This window comes from uncultured Rikenella sp. (assembly GCF_948810725.1).
Taxonomy (GTDB): domain Bacteria; phylum Bacteroidota; class Bacteroidia; order Bacteroidales; family Rikenellaceae; genus Rikenella.
The window spans coordinates 17,695-36,201 of sequence record NZ_CAQIVA010000015.1; the positions used below are offsets into that span (position 1 = coordinate 17,695).

Annotated in this window: 21 protein-coding genes; 14 read left to right on the plus strand and 7 right to left on the minus strand. The window is 58.9% G+C overall.

The features are described from left to right. Window positions 1-38: 38 nt before the first annotated feature. The 4 genes from Q9S52_RS06085 to Q9S52_RS06100 all read left to right on the plus strand — a co-directional run bounded on the left by Q9S52_RS06085 (window position 39) and on the right by Q9S52_RS06100 (window position 4,157). Complete coding sequence (locus tag Q9S52_RS06085; protein ID WP_304708495.1) at window positions 39-1,187, plus strand: glycosyltransferase; 1,149 nt, start codon at window positions 39-41, stop codon at window positions 1,185-1,187. Window positions 1,188-1,200: 13 nt separating this feature from the next. Continuing rightward, window positions 1,201-2,496, plus strand: a complete 1,296-nt coding sequence (locus tag Q9S52_RS06090; protein ID WP_304708496.1) for a S28 family serine protease — start codon at window positions 1,201-1,203, stop codon at window positions 2,494-2,496. Between the two features lie 256 nt (window positions 2,497-2,752). After that, complete coding sequence (gene prmA, locus Q9S52_RS06095; protein WP_294592310.1) at window positions 2,753-3,616, plus strand: 50S ribosomal protein L11 methyltransferase; 864 nt, start codon at window positions 2,753-2,755, stop codon at window positions 3,614-3,616. A gap of 4 nt (window positions 3,617-3,620) precedes the next feature. Then, on the plus strand, window positions 3,621-4,157 hold the full coding sequence (locus tag Q9S52_RS06100; RefSeq protein ID WP_304708497.1) for a GNAT family N-acetyltransferase: 537 nt from the start codon (window positions 3,621-3,623) through the stop codon (window positions 4,155-4,157). A 75-nt stretch (window positions 4,158-4,232) separates the two neighbouring features. Here the strand turns inward: Q9S52_RS06100 and Q9S52_RS06105 are convergent, their stop codons facing one another. Continuing rightward, the gene (locus tag Q9S52_RS06105) at window positions 4,233-4,490 is read right to left on the minus strand and encodes a GlsB/YeaQ/YmgE family stress response membrane protein (RefSeq protein WP_294592314.1); all 258 of its coding nucleotides are present in this window, start codon (window positions 4,488-4,490) and stop codon (window positions 4,233-4,235) included. Window positions 4,491-4,997: 507 nt separating this feature from the next. Here Q9S52_RS06105 and Q9S52_RS06110 point away from each other — a divergent pair. Continuing rightward, complete coding sequence (locus Q9S52_RS06110; protein WP_300601280.1) at window positions 4,998-5,690, plus strand: cell division ATP-binding protein FtsE; 693 nt, start codon at window positions 4,998-5,000, stop codon at window positions 5,688-5,690. Between the two features lie 18 nt (window positions 5,691-5,708). Here the strand turns inward: Q9S52_RS06110 and Q9S52_RS06115 are convergent, their stop codons facing one another. Together Q9S52_RS06115 and Q9S52_RS06120 are read right to left on the minus strand one after the other, a co-directional pair. Then, window positions 5,709-7,040 carry a YihY/virulence factor BrkB family protein gene (locus tag Q9S52_RS06115; RefSeq protein ID WP_304708498.1) on the minus strand — a complete coding sequence of 444 codons (1,332 nt, stop codon included), beginning with the start codon at window positions 7,038-7,040 and terminating at the stop codon, window positions 5,709-5,711. 36 nt (window positions 7,041-7,076) lie between these two features. Then, on the minus strand, window positions 7,077-7,856 hold the full coding sequence (locus tag Q9S52_RS06120; protein WP_304708499.1) for an endonuclease/exonuclease/phosphatase family protein: 780 nt from the start codon (window positions 7,854-7,856) through the stop codon (window positions 7,077-7,079). Window positions 7,857-7,926: 70 nt separating this feature from the next. Between Q9S52_RS06120 and Q9S52_RS06125 the strand changes: the two genes are divergently transcribed. The 4 genes from Q9S52_RS06125 to Q9S52_RS06140 all read left to right on the plus strand — a co-directional run bounded on the left by Q9S52_RS06125 (window position 7,927) and on the right by Q9S52_RS06140 (window position 10,852). Continuing rightward, the gene (locus Q9S52_RS06125) at window positions 7,927-8,091 is read left to right on the plus strand and encodes a hypothetical protein (RefSeq protein ID WP_297628118.1); all 165 of its coding nucleotides are present in this window, start codon (window positions 7,927-7,929) and stop codon (window positions 8,089-8,091) included. Between the two features lie 176 nt (window positions 8,092-8,267). Then, entirely contained in the window at window positions 8,268-9,743 is a 1,476-nt protein-coding gene (locus tag Q9S52_RS06130; RefSeq protein WP_304708500.1) for a catalase, read from the plus strand. Between the two features lie 90 nt (window positions 9,744-9,833). Further along, complete coding sequence (locus tag Q9S52_RS06135) at window positions 9,834-10,178, plus strand: DUF4491 family protein (protein WP_297628120.1); 345 nt, start codon at window positions 9,834-9,836, stop codon at window positions 10,176-10,178. Continuing rightward, window positions 10,175-10,852 carry a DUF2461 domain-containing protein gene (locus tag Q9S52_RS06140; protein WP_294592330.1) on the plus strand — a complete coding sequence of 226 codons (678 nt, stop codon included), beginning with the start codon at window positions 10,175-10,177 and terminating at the stop codon, window positions 10,850-10,852. Before Q9S52_RS06135 ends, Q9S52_RS06140 begins: the two co-directional genes overlap by 4 nt. Window positions 10,853-11,375: 523 nt before the next feature. Here the strand turns inward: Q9S52_RS06140 and Q9S52_RS06145 are convergent. Both Q9S52_RS06145 and coaD read right to left on the minus strand, forming a co-directional pair. After that, window positions 11,376-11,525: a hypothetical protein gene (locus tag Q9S52_RS06145; protein WP_304708501.1), complete on the minus strand. Its 150-nt coding sequence runs from the start codon at window positions 11,523-11,525 to the stop codon at window positions 11,376-11,378. A gap of 60 nt (window positions 11,526-11,585) precedes the next feature. Beyond that, window positions 11,586-12,101, minus strand: coding sequence for a pantetheine-phosphate adenylyltransferase (gene coaD, locus Q9S52_RS06150; protein WP_304708502.1), 516 nt, complete (start codon window positions 12,099-12,101; stop codon window positions 11,586-11,588). A gap of 141 nt (window positions 12,102-12,242) precedes the next feature. Between coaD and Q9S52_RS06155 the strand changes: the two genes are divergently transcribed. The 3 genes from Q9S52_RS06155 (at window position 12,243) to Q9S52_RS06165 (ending at window position 14,519) form a co-directional block, all read left to right on the plus strand. Then, the gene (locus Q9S52_RS06155) at window positions 12,243-12,809 is read left to right on the plus strand and encodes a 30S ribosomal protein S16 (protein ID WP_300730539.1); all 567 of its coding nucleotides are present in this window, start codon (window positions 12,243-12,245) and stop codon (window positions 12,807-12,809) included. A gap of 108 nt (window positions 12,810-12,917) precedes the next feature. Continuing rightward, window positions 12,918-13,505, plus strand: a complete 588-nt coding sequence (locus Q9S52_RS06160; protein WP_304708503.1) for a hypothetical protein — start codon at window positions 12,918-12,920, stop codon at window positions 13,503-13,505. A gap of 21 nt (window positions 13,506-13,526) precedes the next feature. Next, entirely contained in the window at window positions 13,527-14,519 is a 993-nt protein-coding gene (locus Q9S52_RS06165; protein WP_304708504.1) for an SEL1-like repeat protein, read from the plus strand. Window positions 14,520-14,663: 144 nt separating this feature from the next. Here Q9S52_RS06165 and Q9S52_RS06170 read toward each other — a convergent pair whose 3' ends face one another. Both Q9S52_RS06170 and Q9S52_RS06175 read right to left on the minus strand, forming a co-directional pair. Continuing rightward, a complete protein-coding gene (locus tag Q9S52_RS06170) occupies window positions 14,664-16,337 on the minus strand; it encodes a nucleoside kinase (protein WP_304708505.1) in 1,674 nt (557 codons plus the stop codon). Window positions 16,338-16,392: 55 nt separating this feature from the next. Beyond that, window positions 16,393-17,511, minus strand: a complete 1,119-nt coding sequence (locus Q9S52_RS06175) for a 5'-nucleotidase C-terminal domain-containing protein (RefSeq protein ID WP_304708506.1) — start codon at window positions 17,509-17,511, stop codon at window positions 16,393-16,395. A 58-nt stretch (window positions 17,512-17,569) separates the two neighbouring features. Between Q9S52_RS06175 and Q9S52_RS06180 the strand changes: the two genes are divergently transcribed. Continuing rightward, a complete protein-coding gene (locus tag Q9S52_RS06180) occupies window positions 17,570-17,812 on the plus strand; it encodes a hypothetical protein (protein WP_304708507.1) in 243 nt (80 codons plus the stop codon). A 105-nt stretch (window positions 17,813-17,917) separates the two neighbouring features. Beyond that, a complete protein-coding gene (locus Q9S52_RS06185; protein ID WP_304708508.1) occupies window positions 17,918-18,115 on the plus strand; it encodes a hypothetical protein in 198 nt (65 codons plus the stop codon). Window positions 18,116-18,507 lie beyond the last annotated feature (392 nt).

An 18,507-nucleotide genomic window follows, 5' to 3' on the forward strand; every position in this document is an offset into this window, starting at 1 on the left:
TCGTATATTAGCATACTTTTTCAGCAGAGACGCACGCCATGAAAATCCGCATCCTGGGGCCGGCCCATCCCTACCGGGGAGGAATCGCCAAGTTCGACGAGACGCTGGCCTCGGCCTTCGCCCGCGAGGGACACGACGTGAAGATCGTCAACTTCACGCTGCAATACCCGTCGTTTCTCTTCCCCGGCGAGACGCAGTACACCCGGATGGCGGCTCCGGAGGGGCTCGCCATCGAACGGCGCATCAACTCGGTGAACCCGCTGAACTGGCCGGCGGTGGGGCGCGAGATTGCCGCCGAGCGGCCGGAGCTGGTGATTCCGCGCTTCTGGATGCCCTTTATGGGGCCGTCGCTGGGGACGATCGCCGGAACCGTCCGGCGGCGGTCGCCGCAGACGCGGATCATCGCGCTGACGGACAACATCGTCCCCCACGAACATCGTCCCGGCGACCGGACACTGACCCGCTACTTCCTGCGGCGGACGGACGGCGTCGTCTACATGTCGGACGAGGTGGGGCGCGACCTCGACTCGTTCGCCTATCGGGGCGTGCGCGCCATGTCGCCCCACCCGATCTACGACACCTACGGGCCGACGATTCCGAAGGCGGAGGCTTGCGCGGCATTGGGATTGGATCCGGCGGCGGACTACGTCCTCTTTTTCGGTTTTATCCGCGACTACAAGGGGCTCGACCTCTTGCTCGAAGCGTGGGCCATGCTCAAAGCGCAGGGCGGGACGCAGGGGCGGAAGCTGCTGATCGGCGGCGAATACTACGGGAATCGGGAGAAATACGAGACACTGATCCGGCATCTGGGGCTGGGCCCGGACGATCTGGTCGTCCACGATCGGTATATCGAGGAGACGGAGGTGCGGAACTACTTCTGCGCCTCGGATCTGGTGGTGCAGCCTTACCGGAGTGCCACGCAGAGCGGGGTGACGCAGGTGGCCTACCATTTCGAAGTGCCGATGGTGGTGACTCGGGTGGGCGGTCTGCCCGAGATCGTGCCGGACGGCGAGGTGGGCTACGTGACGTCGGTGTCGGCTGAAGGAATCGCCCGGGCGATCGCCGACTTTTACACTCAAAATAAGGCGGCGGAGTTTCGGGCACGCATCGCCGTCGAAAAACGCCGCTTCGGGTGGGAGGCGCTGACGGAAACGTTCCTGCGGCTGTACGATGAAATCAGGAAATAATAATTTGAATCCCATGAGATACCTGAAATTTACTTTCGCATTTTTCGCCCTGCTGCTGGCGGGGCTGACTTTCGCGGGGGCCACGGAGCTGTACGACCGGCTGATCGCCCTGAAGGGCGTCGTGTCGGTCGAGGAGTTAGAGAAAGGGCTTTTCGAAGAGCGGTACGCCGTGATGTTCGAACAGCCGCTCGACCACCGGCGACCGGGGAAGGGCCATTTCGAACAGCGTTTCGTGGTGGCGCACACCGGCTTCGACCGGCCGACGGTCTTAGTGACCGAAGGGTACGGCGGGGCAAGGGCCGTGGGGACGCGGTATCGCGAAGAGCTGTCGGAACATCTGAACGCCAACCAGGTCTTCGTCGAGCACCGCTATTTCGGCGAATCGACCCCCGAGCCGCGGAACTGGCACTACTTGAACGCCGAACAGGCGGCGGCAGACCTGCACGCCGTGCGGGAGGCGCTGCGGGAGATCTATCAGGAGAAGTGGGTGGCGACGGGAGTGAGCAAAGGGGGCGAAAACTCGCTGATCTACCGGATGTACTATCCGGAGGATGTGGACGTGACGGTGGCTTATGTCGGGCCGGTCTGCTTCGGCGTCGAGGACGGGCGGCACGAACCGTTCCTCGACCGGGTCGGGACGGAAGAAGAGCGGGCCACGATCCGGGAGTTCCAGACCGAGGTGCTCAAGCGGCGGAAGGAGCTGGTGCCGCTCTTCGACGAATACTGCAAGTCGAAAAGCTATACGTTCCGGACGAATATCGACGAGGTGTTCGACCTCTGCGTGCTGGAATACCCCTTCTCGATCTGGCAGTGGGGGACGGCGACGAGCCTGATTCCGGCGCCGGACTCGCCGCATCAGGAGCTGTTGGATCACCTGATCGCGATCGTCTCGCCGGACTACTTCGCCGTCAACGACGAACCGTCGTTCTTCGTGCAGGCACAACGGGAGCTGGGCTACTACGGCTACGACACGGCCCCGTTCGAGGGGCTGCTCTCGATTCGGGACGCCAGGGGTTACCTGCCGCGGATCATGCTGCCGGACGATGCCCGGAATATCCGGTTCAGCGACGGACTCTCGCGCCGGATCGTCTCGTTCTACAAGGCGAACGACCCGAAGGTGATCTGCATCTACGGCGAGAATGACCCGTGGAGCGCGGCGATGCCCGACTCGACGCTCTTCGAGGGGAAAGCGAACATGAAGCTCTTCGTCGAGCCGGGCGGCAGCCATCGGGCACGCATCAAGACACAGAGCGAGGAGGTGCAGGCCGAGATTTGGGAAGTGATCGAGGGGTGGCTTTTCGGGATTTGACGAATCGGAAGCCGACCCCGCCCCGGGCTACTGCGGCCACAACACGGGCGCGCTGTACGCCATCGGTGACGAAGGTACAGTCTGGTCTGCGTCGGTGCCCAACGGCAACACGTATGCATTACGTCTGGTGCTCAACATGCCTTATGTCGCTCCGTCCAATGCAGAGAGTCGTAGCTACGGTTTTCAGTTGCGTTGCCTCTCGGAATAAACAGGACACGCCCCTTTCCGAACATGCAAAGTTTTTAAACCCAAAAGGATGAATTATATCGAATACAACATTCAGGTACCGGGCCCGGACGAGGCGGAGATCGTCGTGGCCGAGCTGGCCGAACTGGGATTCGAGAGCTTCTCGGACTACCTGCCCGACGGCTTCATGCCGGGGGCCGGCAGCGTGAAGGGCTACATTCCCGACACGGCGGAACAGGAGGGAACGACGCATACCGCCATCCAGAACTTCCTCTACCGCGAGGGCTACCCCTACGAACGGAACGAAATCGAACAACAGAACTGGAACGCCGAATGGGAGTCGCGTTTCGAACCGATCGACATCCTCGACGGGATGTGCTACATCCGTGCGCCGTTCCACGAGCCGAAAGCGGGAGGGGCCAAGCACGAGATCGTCATCATGCCGAAGATGTCGTTCGGCACGGGGCACCACGCCACCACCTATCTGATGGCGGAACAGATGCTGGCGATGGATTTCGCCGGAGCATCGGTACTCGACATGGGCTCCGGGACGGGGATTCTGGCGATTCTGGCCGCCATGCGCGGCGCCGTGGTGGTCGACGCGGTGGACATCGACACGTGGGCCTACGAAAACTGCCTCGAAAACATACAGACCAACGGGGTGCAGACAGTCGTGTGTCCGATTCTGGGCGACGTGACGGCAGTGGCGGGAAAGGTCTACGACTACATACTGGCCAACATCAACCGGAATATCCTTTTAGGCGATATGGAACGGTACGCCGCCGGTTTACGGAAGGGGGGGCTGCTGCTGGTCAGCGGCATTCTCGACCTGGATGCGGACACGCTGATCGGTGCGGCCCGGCGACACGGGCTGGTGCAGACGGCGACCAACACACGCGACGGGTGGGCGCAGATCACCTTCCAAAAGGCTTAGCGACATGCTGTTACAGGACGATCGGATTCGGCTGCGAGCCTTGGAGCCGGAAGATGCCGAGGTGATGTACCGGTGGGAGAACGACACGACGCTGTGGCGGCTCGGCGACACGACCCGCCCTTTTTCGCGGGCGGCGATTCGGGAGTTCATCGCGGACGCCTCGCTCGACCTCTACGCGGCCCGGCAAATGCGGCTGATGATCGACCTGCGGGCGACGGGCGAGACGATCGGGTGCGCAGACCTGTTCGATTTCGACCCGCTGCACCGACGGGCGGGGATCGGCATGCTGATCTACGAACGGAAGATGCGCCGACAAGGATTCGCGACGGCGGCTTTGCAGCTCCTCGCAGAGTACGCTTTCGGGCACTTGGAGATGAGGCAATTGTGGGCGGACATTCCGCTCTCGAACGAAGCGAGCCTGCGGCTGTTCGCACGGGCGGGATTCGAGGACTCGGGCGTGAAACGCGCCTGGATCCGGGCGGCGGAGGGGACGGGATACGAAGATGTGCGGTTCGTCCAACTGCTGCGGCCGGAACGATGAACATCTATGGCACCTGCATAAACAGAGCGCGCTCCGGACTGATCCGGAGCGCGCTGCTTTTTCCGCTATCGCCCGTTACCGGGAGACTTTCCGCCGCGAGCGGAAGAACGAGACGATCCAAAGCAAGACCACTGCGCCGACCAGTGCGGTGATGAGGCTGCCGAAGCGGCTGGCGGGTGCCCAGCCGAAAAGACCGAAGATCCAGCCGCCGAGCAACCCGCCGACGATCCCGATCACAATGTTGAGCAGGAAGCCCGACCCGCGACCTTTCATAATCAAACTGGCGAGCCATCCGGCTGCCAAACCGATCAGAATAAACCACAAGAAATACATAACTCAAAGGTTTTTAAGGATTAAACTTTCAGAGGTTAATTACTCCGCGGGATAATGAAACCAAGAATTATGCCAAATTAATCCCGTATCTGTTTTCTTGCTTTGAATTGGAGGGTACTGTTCTTTTTGGCTGCGCCTTCCTCCTCGCCGCTCGGCAATTTGCAAACTACGTTTGCATTGCCCTCACTGGCAGCGTCGGTTGTGAACAAAAAGAACAAAAAAAACTTCAGAGCGCATCCCTACGGGATGCTCTGGCCGTGTCTGCCCTTGGGTTGGGCTGGATTTCCGGTGGGGCGCGCTTGGGTATTAGCCTTATTATTAGCGCGCCCACCAAGAAAATCCCAGCCCAACGAAACAAGGCGGAGAGAACACGTGGTCGGCCCAACGGGACGACCTCTGCAAAAGTTCTTTGGGTACCTTTCTTGAAAGAAAGGTTCGGTTCCTGCAGGGACAAAGAAAAAAGTACCGGATAAAAATCGGGAGGAATGCTTTATCTTTGCGGTTGCCATGGTGATGTCCGACAAACCCTCGTTACAGCTCACGAACGCCGTGATTTTTCAGAAAGACGCCCGCCGGGAAGTATTGCGGGACGTGAACCTGTATGCCTATCCCGGCGAGCTGATCTACCTCGTGGGGCGAGTCGGCAGCGGCAAGAGCAGCCTGTTGAAGACCTTGTACGGCGAGCTGCCGTTACGCATCGGACGCGGACAGATCGCCGGTTTTCCGCTGCACACTTTGACCCGGCGGCAGGTGCCCTACCTGCGGCGACAGCTGGGGATCGTTTTTCAGGACGCCACGCTGCTGGAAGACTGCACCGTTTATCAGAATCTGGAGTTCGTTCTGCGGGCGACCGACTGGCGCAACGCCGAAGCGATCAATAACCGGATCGACACCGTGTTGGCACTGGTGTCGATGAGCCATCAGGCACACGCCTATCCGAACCAGCTCTCGGGCGGCGAGCGTCAGCGGGCGGCCATTGCCCGGGCGCTGCTCAACAATCCTCAGATCGTGCTGGCCGACGAGCCCACGGCCAACCTCGACCCGGATTCGACCGAAGAGGTAATGGAGCTCTTCCGCAGCATGACAGACGAGGGACGGACGGTGATCCTTTCGACCCATAACCAGGCTATGCTCCAGCGTTATCCGGGCCGCACATGGCTCTTGGAGGAGGGCTACGTCACGGAACTGGATGCGGAGTAGCGGAACTCTTCTCTCTCTTTACAAATCCTTGATCAGCACCCCTTCGCCGCTGCGGGAGACCGCGTCGCGCAGACGGATGATCTCGTCCCACTCCCGCGAAAAATCCTGTTTCAGATCGACCCGGAAATTCTCCGAACCGCAACGATCCACCCGCTCGAAAAGATCGGCCACCGTCATCCGGTGGATGTCCGAAGCCGGAATATAGGCCGAAACCACCTTATCGTCCTCGACCGGAGTCTCCGCCACCAGACCGATGCGCAGCAAAAGCTCCAACGTATCGGCCGTCAGCCGCGTCGGAATCCGATAGTGTCCCGAAATCTGATCCGCCGTATACGGCCGTTCGCCCGTCGCAAAACGCCCCACAATCACCCGCATCACCGCCAACAGAATAAAATCCCGATACCGGCGGCTGATATGCCGGGCCTCCTGCTCGAAATCGAACTTGCTGACATTCTGGTGAGCAAAAGCCAGCTCGGCACCGAACAGGCAGATGAACCAGGAGAGTTGCAGCCACAATAGCAGCAACGGCAGCGCCGCAAAGCTCCCGTAGATGGCATTATACTTCGAAATCCATATCTGGCCGCTAATGTAGAGCACCTGAAAAATCTGGAACGCGATGCCGGTAAACAACCCGGCGAACAACGCGCTCCCGAACCGGACTTTCGTGTTGGGCAGGTACATATAAAGCAACACGAAGAGCAGGATAATCACCAGATAAGGTATCGCCCGCACGACCGGCGCCAGCGCCCACCCGAGGATATGCTCCTGTCCGGCGGCGGTGGCGAGCAGGAGCGAGATGCCGGCATTGCAAATCAGAAAGACCGGCGCAACCACCAACAGAGCCAGGTAGTCGGTGAACTGACGGACGTACGGTCGCCCGTGCTTGATCTGCCAGATGTCGTTGAAGTTGCTCTCGATCTTGCTGAAGAGGCTGAAGACAGTGTAGAGCAGCAGCACGACGCCGACACCGACGAAAACGCCTCCCTGGGCATACTCGATCGAGCGGTCGATAAAGGTGAAGGCCCGTTGCAGAATCACCTCCTGACCGGTAAAGTAGCGTACCAGTTCGCTCTGAACAAGGTGCTGGAGGCCGAATCCGCGGGCGATGGCGAACAGCACGGCCAGAATCGGCACGATCGAAAGCAGCGTGCTGTAGGTCAGGGCGCCGGCCCGAATATTGAGCTGCGCGGCGCTGATGTTCCGAATGGCGAGGATGAAGCTCTTCAACAGGTTGTAGAGTCCGACGTGCTTCACCGAGCCGTCGATGCTGCTGATGCGCCAGATATCATAGGTGAAGAAACGAATCGTGTCGAGGACGAGCTGTTTGATTTTCAGAAACAATCTTTTCATACGCTGCGAAATAGTTCTTCGGTGTCGCCTCTGCGGCTATCGCTCCTTGTCGGGCTGGCGAGGGCCGTAGGTCACCTCGGCAAAAACGGGACGGTGATCCGACTGGCCGGGCGCATCGATCACACCGTTAGCCGAAACCCGATAGAAACGGTCGCCGCCGATGTATCCCCAGATGTAATCGATCGTATCGTGCGGATCATCCGCCGGCCAGCTCGGGAGCCGCGTGTCGTTCAGGGGTACGAACCGCTGACGCAGAGCGCGAAAGACTTCGGAGTCGGGCTGGCAGTTCAGATCGCCGGCCAGAAAGACCGCCTTCCCGGCATACGAAGCGGCCACACTGTCGATCAGCCGGACGGAGGCCAACTGATCGGCCTCGGTCAGCGACAGATGAGTCGCCAGCACGACGTAGTCCGCAAATTCGGCGATGATCAGCGCCCTCGCCTCCTCGCGTCCGGGCAGTGCCAGCCGGCCGACCTGCAGCGGAGCCTCTTTCGAGAGGAGCCCGATGCCATACGCACCGCCGTCATAGGCGATCGCGCGGGCGAAGGTGCCGTGCAGACCGGTTCGATGGGCGAACTCCCGCAGGGCATCGGTATCGCCGTTCCGCCGGGTCATGCTGTCCAGCTCCTGCAAGGCGCAAATATCGGGCCGCGCGGCGCGAATCACGGCGGAGGCGCGCTCGTAGTCGCGCGTTCCGTCCATACCCATACCTCCGCGTACGTTGTAGCTCACGATGCGCAGCGGACGGGCCGGGCGGCGGGCGACGGCTTTGGTCAGCAGGGCTCCGCCCAGGAGGCAAAAGAATACAAGTCCCATGTATCTCATCATTATCTGTTTTTAGATTTCTATCCTGTTTCATTCGCCCGCCCCGGGCTACCGCCGACATGTGGATGGAGCTCCGGGCAATACCGGCAGCAGCGGATACAACTGGTCTTCCACGACGATCAGTGGAATCGACGGGGTGGATTTAAATTTCAATGTAATCTATCTCAATCCTCAAATGCAAGATGCCCGTGCCCACGGTTTTCAGTTGCGTTGCCTCTCGGAATAAACAGGGTGCCGCTCGGCACTCGAATACTGGCCGAGTCTACCCTAAATAAAGGCAGCCTCTCCCCCACCCTGCCCGATTTGGCACGATCTATGCCATTCACACACACCAACACCACATTAATATCCGGTTTCTCCCGACAAGAGCGAATTTTTCAACATTCAAATATCGTAAAACCGATGAAAAAGAACAAACACACCCTCACGAACGCCAACGGCAGACCCGTGGCCGACAACCAGAATGTCCAGACCGCCGGCCCGTACGGCCCCATGGCGATGCAGGACGCCTGGTACCTCGAAAAGATGGCCCACTTCGACCGCGAGGTCATCCCCGAACGACGCATGCACGCCAAAGGCTCCGGCGCCTACGGCACCTTTACCGTCACGAACGACATCACGCGATATACGCGCGCCTCGATCTTCGCCGAAGTCGGCAAACAGACCCCCTGCTTCGTCCGCTTCTCGCCCGTCGCCGCCGAACGCGGCGGAGCCGACGCCGAACGGGACATCCGCGGGTTCGCCATCAAATTCTACACCGACGAGGGTAACTGGGATCTGGTCGGCAACAACACGCCGGTCTTCTTTCTGCGCGACCCGCTGAAGTTCCCCGACCTGAACCACGTCGTCAAGCGAAACCCGAGGACGAACCTCAAAGACCCCAATGCCAACTGGGACTTCTGGACACTACTGCCCGAAGCGCTCCACCAGGTGACCATCACGATGAGCGACCGCGGCATACCGGCCTCGTACCGCCACATGCACGGGTTCGGCAGCCACACGTTCAGTTTCTACGACAAGGAGAACCGGCGCACGTGGGTGAAATTCCACCTCGAAACGCTACAGGGCATCAAAAACCTGACCGACCAGGAGGCGGCCGATATCATCGCCAAAGACCGCGACTCGCACCAGCGCGACCTCTACGAAGCCATCGAACGGGGCGACTTCCCGAGGTGGAAGTTCCGCATCCAGATCATGACCGAGGAGCAGGCCCGCAACTACCACATCCACCCGTTCGACCTGACCAAAGTGTGGCCGCACGGCGATTTTCCGCTGATCGACGTCGGGGTGATGGAGCTGAACCGCAATCCGGACAACTACTTCGCCGAGGTGGAACAGGCGGCTTTCAACCCGCAGAACGTGGTCGAGGGGATCGGCTTCTCGCCCGACAAGATGCTCCAGGGGCGGCTCTTCTCCTACGGCGACGCACAGCGCTACCGGCTGGGAGTCAACGTCGAACAGATTCCGGTAAACAAACCCCGCTGTCCGTTCCACGCCTTCCACCGCGACGGGAAGATGCGGGTGGACGGCAACTACGGTTCGACGATCGGCTACGAGCCCAACAGCTACGGCGAGTGGCGCGATACGCCGGCGAAAAAAGAGCCGCCGCTCTCGTGGACGGGCGATATCTACAACTACGACGAACGGGAGTACGACGACGATTACTACACCCAGCCGGGCAACCTGTTCCGCCTGATGACGCCGGCCCAGCAGCAGGTGCTGTTCGAAAACACGGCGCGACACATGGGAGATGAGACCGAGCTGTTCATCAAACAGCGGCACGTGCGGAACTGCTACCGGGCGGATCCGGCTTACGGTCAGGGGATTGCCGACGCGCTGGGCATCGACCTGAAGGAGGCGTTGGCGGGAGATCGCTAACAAACCGGAGGGATTTCGACAGGCCGCGGAACTTTCACGTTCCGCGGCATTTTCTTATCTTTACCGAACATAAAATACGATCGTATCGTGATGGATTTTTTACAAGACTATCGGCTGCTGGGGCTGGTGATCGGCATCTGTACCTTTTTGATTATCGGGTTGTTCCATCCGGTGGTGATCCGGGCGGAATATTACTGGGGAACGCGGTGCTGGTGGATTTTCCTGATGTTGGGCATCGGGGGAACGGCGGGGTCGCTGCTCACGGACAATGTCCTCGTTTCGACGCTGTTGGGGGTATTCGCCTTTTCGTCGTTCTGGACGATCAAGGAAGTTTTCGAACAGGAGGAACGGGTCGTCAAGGGGTGGTTCCCGACGAATCCGCGGCGGGCGGCCCATTATGAACGGATTCGCGAACGAAAATCGAAACAGTTATGATCGAACGGACGACACTGGAATTTTTGGACGATCTGCGGCGCAACAACTACAAGGAGTGGTTCCACGAGCATCGGGCCCGTTATGAGGCGGCGCGCGAAAACGTGTTGGAGAATGCGGAACGGATGGTGGAGGGAATCAATCTGTTCGACCCGTCGCTGGGGTATCCGGATGTCCGGAAGCTGATTTACCGGATCAATCGCAACCTGCGCTTTTCGGCGGACAAGCGGCCGTACAAGACCCATTTCGGGGTGGTGCTCAACGCGGACGGGGAGCGGCACAGTCCGTTGTCGGGCTACTACATGCACGTCGAGCCGGGCGGCATGTCGGTGGTTTCGTGCGGGTTGTACATGCCGGAGGAGAAATCGGGTTCGCTGAAGGCGATTCGGGAGGCGATCGACACGAATTGGGAGGAGTTCAGCGGAATTGTCCATGCGCCGGAGTTCCGAAGGGAGATCGGCGATCTGTGTCGGGAGGACAAGGTTTTGAAGCGTGTCCCGCGGGGGTTCCGGGCAGATTCACCGGCGGCGGAGTACCTGAAGCTGAACCACTTCTATGTCTGGGTGCACCTGCCGGACGATCTGGTGACGAGTCCGGAGTACATTCCGGAGGCGTTGCGGTTGTTCCGGCTGATGAAGCCGCTGAACGATTTCCTGAACCGCATTGTCCGACCGTAAACGCCCGATTCCCTGCGGCGCCCGCCCCGGGCTACCGCCTGTATGCCTCGGGCATATTTGGCCGTGTCGGCGACGGCGGTTACGATTGGTCTCCGATGGTGCGCGGCACGCTCGGTACACATGTGGGATTTTTCACAACGAGCCTCAATCCCAGCAGTGCGAACAATCGTGGCTACGGTTTTCAGTTGCGCTGCCTCTCGGAATAAACGCGCCCACAGGGCGTTCTACTGACAGCCTCTGCCCTAATCCGCCTTTATCCCAAAACAGGCAGCCTCTACCCTAAATTGAAACCCCGACTGCCCGGTTCGCATGCCGAGTGGCACCCTGTTTATTCCGAGAGGCAACGCAACTGAAAACCGTAGCCGCGATAGTACATAAATTCAGGATAAAGCGCTTGGGTACCGAAATCCAAGAATGCACCGTTTGTACCGTTGGTTGAAGAAGACCAACTATATCCATATTTACCCTGATCACCGGGAGTACCCGTATCCCGATGGCGGTAGCCCGGGGCAGTTTCCTCTGTTTATTCCGAGAGGCAACGCAACTGAAAACCGAAGGCACGATAGATCGCGTAACTCGTGATGAGGAATTGCGCACGAAATTCCAAAAGCATGCCGTTCGTGTTGCTAATTGTAGACGACCAGTTGTAGCCCTGACTGCCGACGACCGCCACTCCGCCGTTGTTACTTTCGCGGTTGCCCGGGGCGGGACAGGGTACTGCGGAAGAAATAGATTACAAGTATTTTTCAAGATCGATTCCTTTCGGCAGAAACCGTTCGAGGTCAGCCTTGTGGACATACAACTCCTTGACTACCGCCGACGAAATAGCCCCCAGATACGGATCCGTCAGCAGGTAAAAGGTCTCGATCCGCGGATCCAGCCGTTTGTTGATGGCGTCGATCGTGCGGTCGCTTTCGAAGTCGTCCACCGACCTCAATCCCCGCAGCAAGATGCGGATTCCCTGCCGATGACAGAAATCGGCCGTCAGTCCGTCGTAGGTCTCCACCCGCACCCGCGGCTCGTCGCGAAACACATCGCGAATCAGCCGGACGCGATTCTCCATCGTCAGGAGTCCCTTTTTCTTGATGTTGTAGCCCACCCCCACGACAACCTCGTCGAACAGCGCGAGCGCCCGCCGCACGATATTTTCGTGACCGGCCGTAAACGGATCGAAAGACCCGGCGAAAATGGCTTTTTTCTCCATCAGGACGATAAATCTACATGCAAACTTGTAGGTAAAGATAAACATTTTTCGTACCTTTGCGCCACTTGTCCGAAACAACGGCGGTTTTGCACAAACCAGTGAACGGGGAAGATTCGCTCTTCGCGGTTCGTTTCCAAGAACGTTGTGGGAAGGCAGGGGATTGACAATCAATAAATTCATCAAAACATGTCAACCAAAATCAGACTGTCGCGTCACGGGAAAAAAGGGTACGCTTTTTATCACATCGTGGTAGCGGACAGCCGTGCGCCGCGCGACGGGCGTTTTATCGAAAAACTGGGGACCTACAACCCGAACACCAACCCGGCGACCGTGGTGCTCAACTTCGAGAGCGCTGTGCGGTGGATCGGCGTGGGGGCGCAACCGACCGACACTGCCCGTTCGATTCTCTCTAAAGAAGGGGTAATGTACCGCCATCACCTGAACGGCGGGGTGCGGAAAGGCGCATTCACCGAAGAGGTGGCCGAACAGAAGTTCGCGAAATGGAAAGCTGAAAAAGAGGCCAAGACGGCATCGACCAAAGCTGCTCTGGATGCGGCTAAGGCGAAGACTGCAAAGGAACGTCTGGAAGCTGAAACGAAAGTGAAAGAGGCTAAGGCTGCGGCTTTGGCGGCTAAGTTGGCCGAAGCTGCTGCGGCGGCGAAAGCGGCTGAAGCTACGGAAGAGGCTGCCGAGGCGGTTGCCGAAACTGCGGAAGAAGCTGTCGTTGCGGCTGAAGAGGCTGCTGCGGAATAATTTTTCTCCGGGAGCACTTTTGTTCCGTGCAAAACAACCCTATGGAAAACCTCGCCCCATACCGGAGCGAGGTTTCCTTTTTCTGGCAAAATGCGAAATCAATCGAATATGAAAAAAGAGGAGAGTTCGAGTTACACAGCCCTCGCCAAGGCGATCGAAGCGGCGGCGCAGCGCGGCGAATGGGTGGTCGGGCGGATCAAAAAAGAGTACGGAAATGCGGCTGACGGAGGCGGAACTTTGCTCGTATCGCTCTATGACGGTTTTCCGGACGATCCGGTCGGGGGCGAACCGCTGTGGACGGTGGTCGACTCACTGGCCGTGCCGCTTTATGTCGCTTCGTTCGAGCGGCAGGGCGGAGGGCGAGGCGTAATCGTATTCGATGATTTCGAAACCTCGGCGGAGACGGGCCTGTTGATCGGAAAGACGCTTTATCGGATACCGACCGCTGCCGACCGGTCGGAACGGACAGATGGCGGGGAGGGGGATTTGAGCGTGTTGGTCGGGTATGAATTGACGGATCGGCGTTCGGGACGGGTGGGGATGGTACGGGAATTTTATGACTATCCGGGCAATCCGCTGCTGGGTGTCGATTTCGACGGACAGGAGGTGTTGGTTCCGGCGGGGGTGATCGAAGTCACGAGCGTCAGGAAGCGACGATTGGCGGGTGATCTGCCGGAGGGGCTGTTCGAACTGTGATACCAAACACAATCCTGAATCATGGAAAATAGACCTGAAATAGGGTACCATCGTCTCCAAGAAGGCGATGCGCAGGCACGACAAGAGCTCGTACAACTCGCCGAGGCCGGCGACGCCGGAGCGCAATTCAAGCTCGGAGTCTGCTATGACCACGGATGGGGCATGGAACAGAACTACACCGAAGCGGCCAAATGGTACCGTCTCGCTGCGGAACAAGGTCATATCGAGGCTCGATTCAACCTCGGGGACTGTTATAAGGACGGACTGGGGGTCGAACAGGACTACACGAAAGCAGCGGAGTGGTTTCGCCTCGCAGCCGAACAGGGACTGCCTGACGCGCAATACAACCTCGGAGTATGTTATGCGAACGAGGTGGGGGTCGAACTGGATTACAAGGAAGCTGTGAAATGGTATCGCAAAGCAGCCGGACAAGGATATGCCGATGCGCAATACAACCTCGGGATTTGCTATAAAAATGGACGGGGCGTCAGACAGAGCTACCGGCAAGCAGCGAAATGGTACCGACTGGCAGCCGAACAAGGAGATGCGGATGCGCAGTTCAGACTCGGTCTCTGCTATATGAACGGAGAAGGCGTAAAATCAGACGCTGCGGAAGCGTGCGAATGGTTCCGTCTCGCTGCGGAACAAGGATATCTCGAAGCACAATGCAACCTCGGCAACTGCTACTATTTCGGTTTCGGTATCCATCCGGACGATGCCGAAGCTGTGAAGTGGTACCGCCTCGCGGCGGAACAAGGAGATGCCGATGCGCAATATAACCTCGGGCTCTGCTATAAACACGGCAGAGGGGTCAAACCAAATGATAAAGACGCCGCAGAATGGTACCGATTGGCAGCAGAGCAAGGTCACGTCGAAGCACAATACAACTTGGGATGGTGCTATGAATTCGGCGAAGGCATCGAACAGAACCGCGCCAAAGCTGTGGAGTGGTATCTCCATGCCGCGGAACAAGGATTTCAGGAAGCCGAAACCAGATTGGCCGAACTACGCTGAGATACAACGTCCCGGACGGAGAATCGATAAAATTCCGGCCGACGGTTTGCCGTCCGATACCCGGTCGCGCGGGCCCATGCCCCATAAAGTGGAAATGCTTACGCATTTCCACTTTTCAATTCGGTCGAATTCTTATCCGCGCGCCTAATAGCTGAAACTGCTGCCGCCCAAAAACTCACGCAAAATCGAGGTCGGAGGCAATTCCCGATCCGGTATCTCGACGAAATAGTCCAAAAACCGCGACAGCCGCAATGCTTCCGCGAACTCCGGCGTATTGGCCGGAACGCGCCCCAACAGCGGCTGGGCGTACCTCTTCAGGATCGATATCTCGAAAAACAGGGAGGTATTCACCATCACGTCGGCCTGCTCCTGGAACGGAAAAATGTACTTGTCCTCGCCCCGCCGAACACTCCCCCACCCCCGGATCGTATCGTAAGCCGAACGCCCCCGGTACTTGCTGTCCCGCACGATCCGCCGCAACAACCGATTATCGGTCGTCGAAATCACGGTCATGTCGTCCAACGAAAGGGTCGTCAGCGCCGAAGCATAAATCTTGTACTTGAGATGCTCTTCGATATGGGGCGTCAGGGCCGGATTCAGACCGTGAATCCCCTCGACGATCACGATGCTCCGTTCGTTGAGCTGCAAGGTCGTTCCGTCATAGTAGCGTTTGCCGTCCGTAAAACGGAATTTGGGCATCTCGACCTGTTCGCCTGCGAAAAGACGGTTCAAATCGGAGTTGAAGGCCTCGACATCGACCGCGCCGAGCGATTCGAAATCGTAATCGCCGTTCTCGTCCCGCGGGGTATGCTCGCGATCGACGAAGTAGTTGTCCATCGAGATGGTCTGCGGTTCGAGTCCCAGCACCCGCAGCTGGATGGAGAGCCTCTTGGCCAGCGTGGTCTTGCCGCTCGACGACGGGCCGGCCACCAGAACGATCTTAAGGCCGCTTTTCCGGTGACGTTCGGCAATGACGTCGGCAATTCGGGCCAGGGTCTTCTCCTGCAACGCTTCGCCGACTTTGATGAGTTCGCCGGCCTCGCCGGCCAGCACGCGCGAATTGAGCGAGCCGACATCCGCAATACGCAGAATATCAGACCACTCCTGATTTTGCTGAAAGACGGAGAAGAGTTTCGGTTCGAGCCGCATCGGTTCGACTTTCGTCCAGTCGTCGCGCCGGGGCATCTGCAACACGAAGCCGCCGCCGAAAGCATGCAGGTCGAAAGTCGTCAGCATGCCGGTCGAAACGGCCATCGCTCCGTAAAAATAACCGGGCAGTCCGCCGAGGTTATAAACCGTCACGAAGCACTGGGGCCATGTCCCGAGCAAGGCGACTTTGTCCTCGAACCCGCAGCCGCGATAGAGTTTCTCGACGTCGGAAAAGAGCAGCTTTTCGCGCACGATCGGCAGGTTGAGCTCCACGAGGGTCCGCATCCGCTTCTTGATCTCTTCGACCTGCTCGGCGCCGATGGAACCGGCTCCCTCGATCTCGCAATAATACCCCCGGGCGGCCGTATAAAGCACGCGCAGCCGAGCTTTCGGATAGAGGTCGGAAACGGCTTTGTGCAACAAGAAAAAGAGGGAACGGGCATAAACCCGCATGCCGTCGGACGAAACCATCTCGACAAAGCGCAGGCTTTTCGGCGAGTAGAGCCGGGTGTTGAGCTCTTTCATCCGGTTGTCGGCAAAACAGGCGATTACGGGCGATTCGGTGCGCAGGGCAAGCATCTCCAAAGCCTGTTCCAGCGTGGAACCTTCGTCGACATAAAGTGTCGTATCGTTGTTCTCGCAATAAATCTGTATGGGTCGTGTCGTCATGCTTTCGATAGGTTACAAAAAGTATTCCTAAAGATACGGAATTTTTCTTTTTCGACTATTTCGCGGGAAAAATCGTCTGCCGCTCGCGCGCTGCGATCGCCCGCACCCACCGCTCCGGGCCGGCCGACCAATTGTCGCGTGCCCGGGGCGACAAGGTCTTCTGGGCGGCCAACCAGGCGGCTAAGGCGACTCGATAGTCTTCGGCGACGACGACAACGGGCCATCCTTCGGCCTGAAGCTCCCGCGCTCGGAACGAATTGAGTACGAGGGTATAGGTTTGATCGGGATCGAACGGTTCGCCGCGTTCGGTCTCGTAAATCGTGACGCGGTGTCCGGGCCGGGCGGTCAGGTCGACCCGAAAACGAAGCCCGGCGACATCGTCGTGCAAATAGTAGGGCACTCGCAACCGAACCAGATCGGATTGAGGCCCGGAAATCCGAAAAAAGCGCATCCCGAAGATCTTTTCGATCCACTCTTTGAGTCTGCGTCCGGGCACCCGAACGGACACGAGTCGGTTGTCGAACCGAAAGAGGGGCAAAACGTCGCTCAACGACAAGTCACCGGCGGCCAGGGTGGCATCCATCACGGGCGGCGCAAAAAACGAGAGGTCGGCTCCGGGCGCCATGGCCTGATGAAAGCGGTGAAAGAGGTCGACGAAGGCGGATGGCCCGAAAAATCCGTCCCGTGTGGTAATCGCGGTGTCGAGCGTCGCCACGGGCTCCAGAAAGAGCCGCCGCATCTGTTTCTCATCGGCTGCAAAACGCGCTTTCAGCGTTTTCGAGGGCCGAATTTCCGAAAAATCGTACCGCCTGACACGCACTGCCGTCTGCCCTTCGATTTCATACCGATCGGCAACGAGCCACTCGTTTTCACCGAGCGAATCCACTGCGACAGGGGTCACACCGAAAAGGGTCATCACGGAATCCTGCTCTGCCTCGCTCGCATAACCGGCTACACGCATTAACCTCTGCCGTAAAGTACTGTCGATCTGACTCGTATAAATCGCATCGCCGAGCGGCATCTTCCGCCGAGGAATGTCTATGGCGAAAACGGCCGTCTCTCCGAGTTCTGTCCGCCAGGTCTCGACAAACCGGGCGACGGCGATCAACGAGCCGGCCCGATGTCTGCCGGTGATAGGGTCGAAATCCATCGTGGCGGCATCACCGGCGGTCACAACGAGCCGCTGGTGTGACTGAGCGGAGGCGAGAGTGCCCAGTAGACTGAAAAACAGAGTGATAACTATTCTACGCATCTTTCGTTTCTGCGTGTTGGTTCAGATTGGGCGATGCCCCGCCCCGGGCTGTCGCGAAAGGAGTAACGGGGCACTGGGGGTCGTCGGCAGCAATGGGATCAGCTGGGCTTCGACGGTCAGCCACACGAATGGCATGAACGTGAATTTCAGTGTGATGTGGCTTCGTTCCAGCACTTCGGACAGCCGTGCCTACGGTTTTCCGTTGCGTTGCCTCTCGGAATAAACGGACGCACGGCGTCTTTTGATGGCTGTGTCTACACCAAATGGAGACCGAGGCAGGTCGTGCCTGGGGTAGAAGGACCATTGGGGCAGAGAAAAGCCGGTTCGAGTGCCGAGCGGCACCGCCCCGGGCTACCACAGTAACCCATCGGGCACGCTGCTCTATGTCGGCGATGCCGGATACGGTTGGTCGTCCGCTGTCAGCAGGCTCAACGGTGTGTTCTTGCACTTAACCGCGGAGCTCCTCCTCCCCAGCAATGCGGGCAACCGCGCCCACGGTTTTCCGTTGCGGTGCCTCTCGGAATAAACGGGAAGGAGTGCTTTCGCCGGAACCGATTGGGGACTTAGAACCCTGAATATATGTCATTTTCTATTCTGACTTTGCGGGTCGAAGCCTGCGGGGCCTACTGCAACGTCAGTTGCGGGCCTCCGCTGGGGGAGGCTTCGGCCCGCGCGACCTAAGGGGTCGCAAAAGCAACACCCCATTCATCTTCTCAATTCTGTCGGGTTCGGGCCGCGCGCTCCGGGGGTGGGCCAAAGGCCCAGCGCGCAGGCCCGGCGACCCAAAGGGTCGCAAGAGCACAGCCAACAAGTTCGGATTTGTCACCCGAGCGGGCCGAAACCTGCGGGGCCCACAGCAACGCCAGTTGCGGGCCTCCGCGGCGGGAGGCTTCGGCCCGCGCGACTCTACGAGTCGCA

Coding starts and splice junctions, on each gene's coding strand:
- Q9S52_RS06085 (WP_304708495.1), top strand. CDS start 39: ATGAAAATCCGCATCCTGGGGCCGGCCCATCCCTACCGGGGAGGAATC.
- Q9S52_RS06090 (WP_304708496.1), top strand. CDS start 1,201: ATGAGATACCTGAAATTTACTTTCGCATTTTTCGCCCTGCTGCTGGCG.
- prmA (WP_294592310.1), top strand. CDS start 2,753: ATGAATTATATCGAATACAACATTCAGGTACCGGGCCCGGACGAGGCG.
- Q9S52_RS06100 (WP_304708497.1), top strand. CDS start 3,621: ATGCTGTTACAGGACGATCGGATTCGGCTGCGAGCCTTGGAGCCGGAA.
- Q9S52_RS06105 (WP_294592314.1), bottom strand. CDS start 4,490: ATGTATTTCTTGTGGTTTATTCTGATCGGTTTGGCAGCCGGATGGCTC.
- Q9S52_RS06110 (WP_300601280.1), top strand. CDS start 4,998: ATGGTGATGTCCGACAAACCCTCGTTACAGCTCACGAACGCCGTGATT.
- Q9S52_RS06115 (WP_304708498.1), bottom strand. CDS start 7,040: ATGAAAAGATTGTTTCTGAAAATCAAACAGCTCGTCCTCGACACGATT.
- Q9S52_RS06120 (WP_304708499.1), bottom strand. CDS start 7,856: ATGGGACTTGTATTCTTTTGCCTCCTGGGCGGAGCCCTGCTGACCAAA.
- Q9S52_RS06130 (WP_304708500.1), top strand. CDS start 8,268: ATGAAAAAGAACAAACACACCCTCACGAACGCCAACGGCAGACCCGTG.
- Q9S52_RS06135 (WP_297628120.1), top strand. CDS start 9,834: ATGGATTTTTTACAAGACTATCGGCTGCTGGGGCTGGTGATCGGCATC.
- Q9S52_RS06140 (WP_294592330.1), top strand. CDS start 10,175: ATGATCGAACGGACGACACTGGAATTTTTGGACGATCTGCGGCGCAAC.
- coaD (WP_304708502.1), bottom strand. CDS start 12,101: ATGTTTATCTTTACCTACAAGTTTGCATGTAGATTTATCGTCCTGATG.
- Q9S52_RS06155 (WP_300730539.1), top strand. CDS start 12,243: ATGTCAACCAAAATCAGACTGTCGCGTCACGGGAAAAAAGGGTACGCT.
- Q9S52_RS06160 (WP_304708503.1), top strand. CDS start 12,918: ATGAAAAAAGAGGAGAGTTCGAGTTACACAGCCCTCGCCAAGGCGATC.
- Q9S52_RS06165 (WP_304708504.1), top strand. CDS start 13,527: ATGGAAAATAGACCTGAAATAGGGTACCATCGTCTCCAAGAAGGCGAT.
- Q9S52_RS06170 (WP_304708505.1), bottom strand. CDS start 16,337: ATGACGACACGACCCATACAGATTTATTGCGAGAACAACGATACGACA.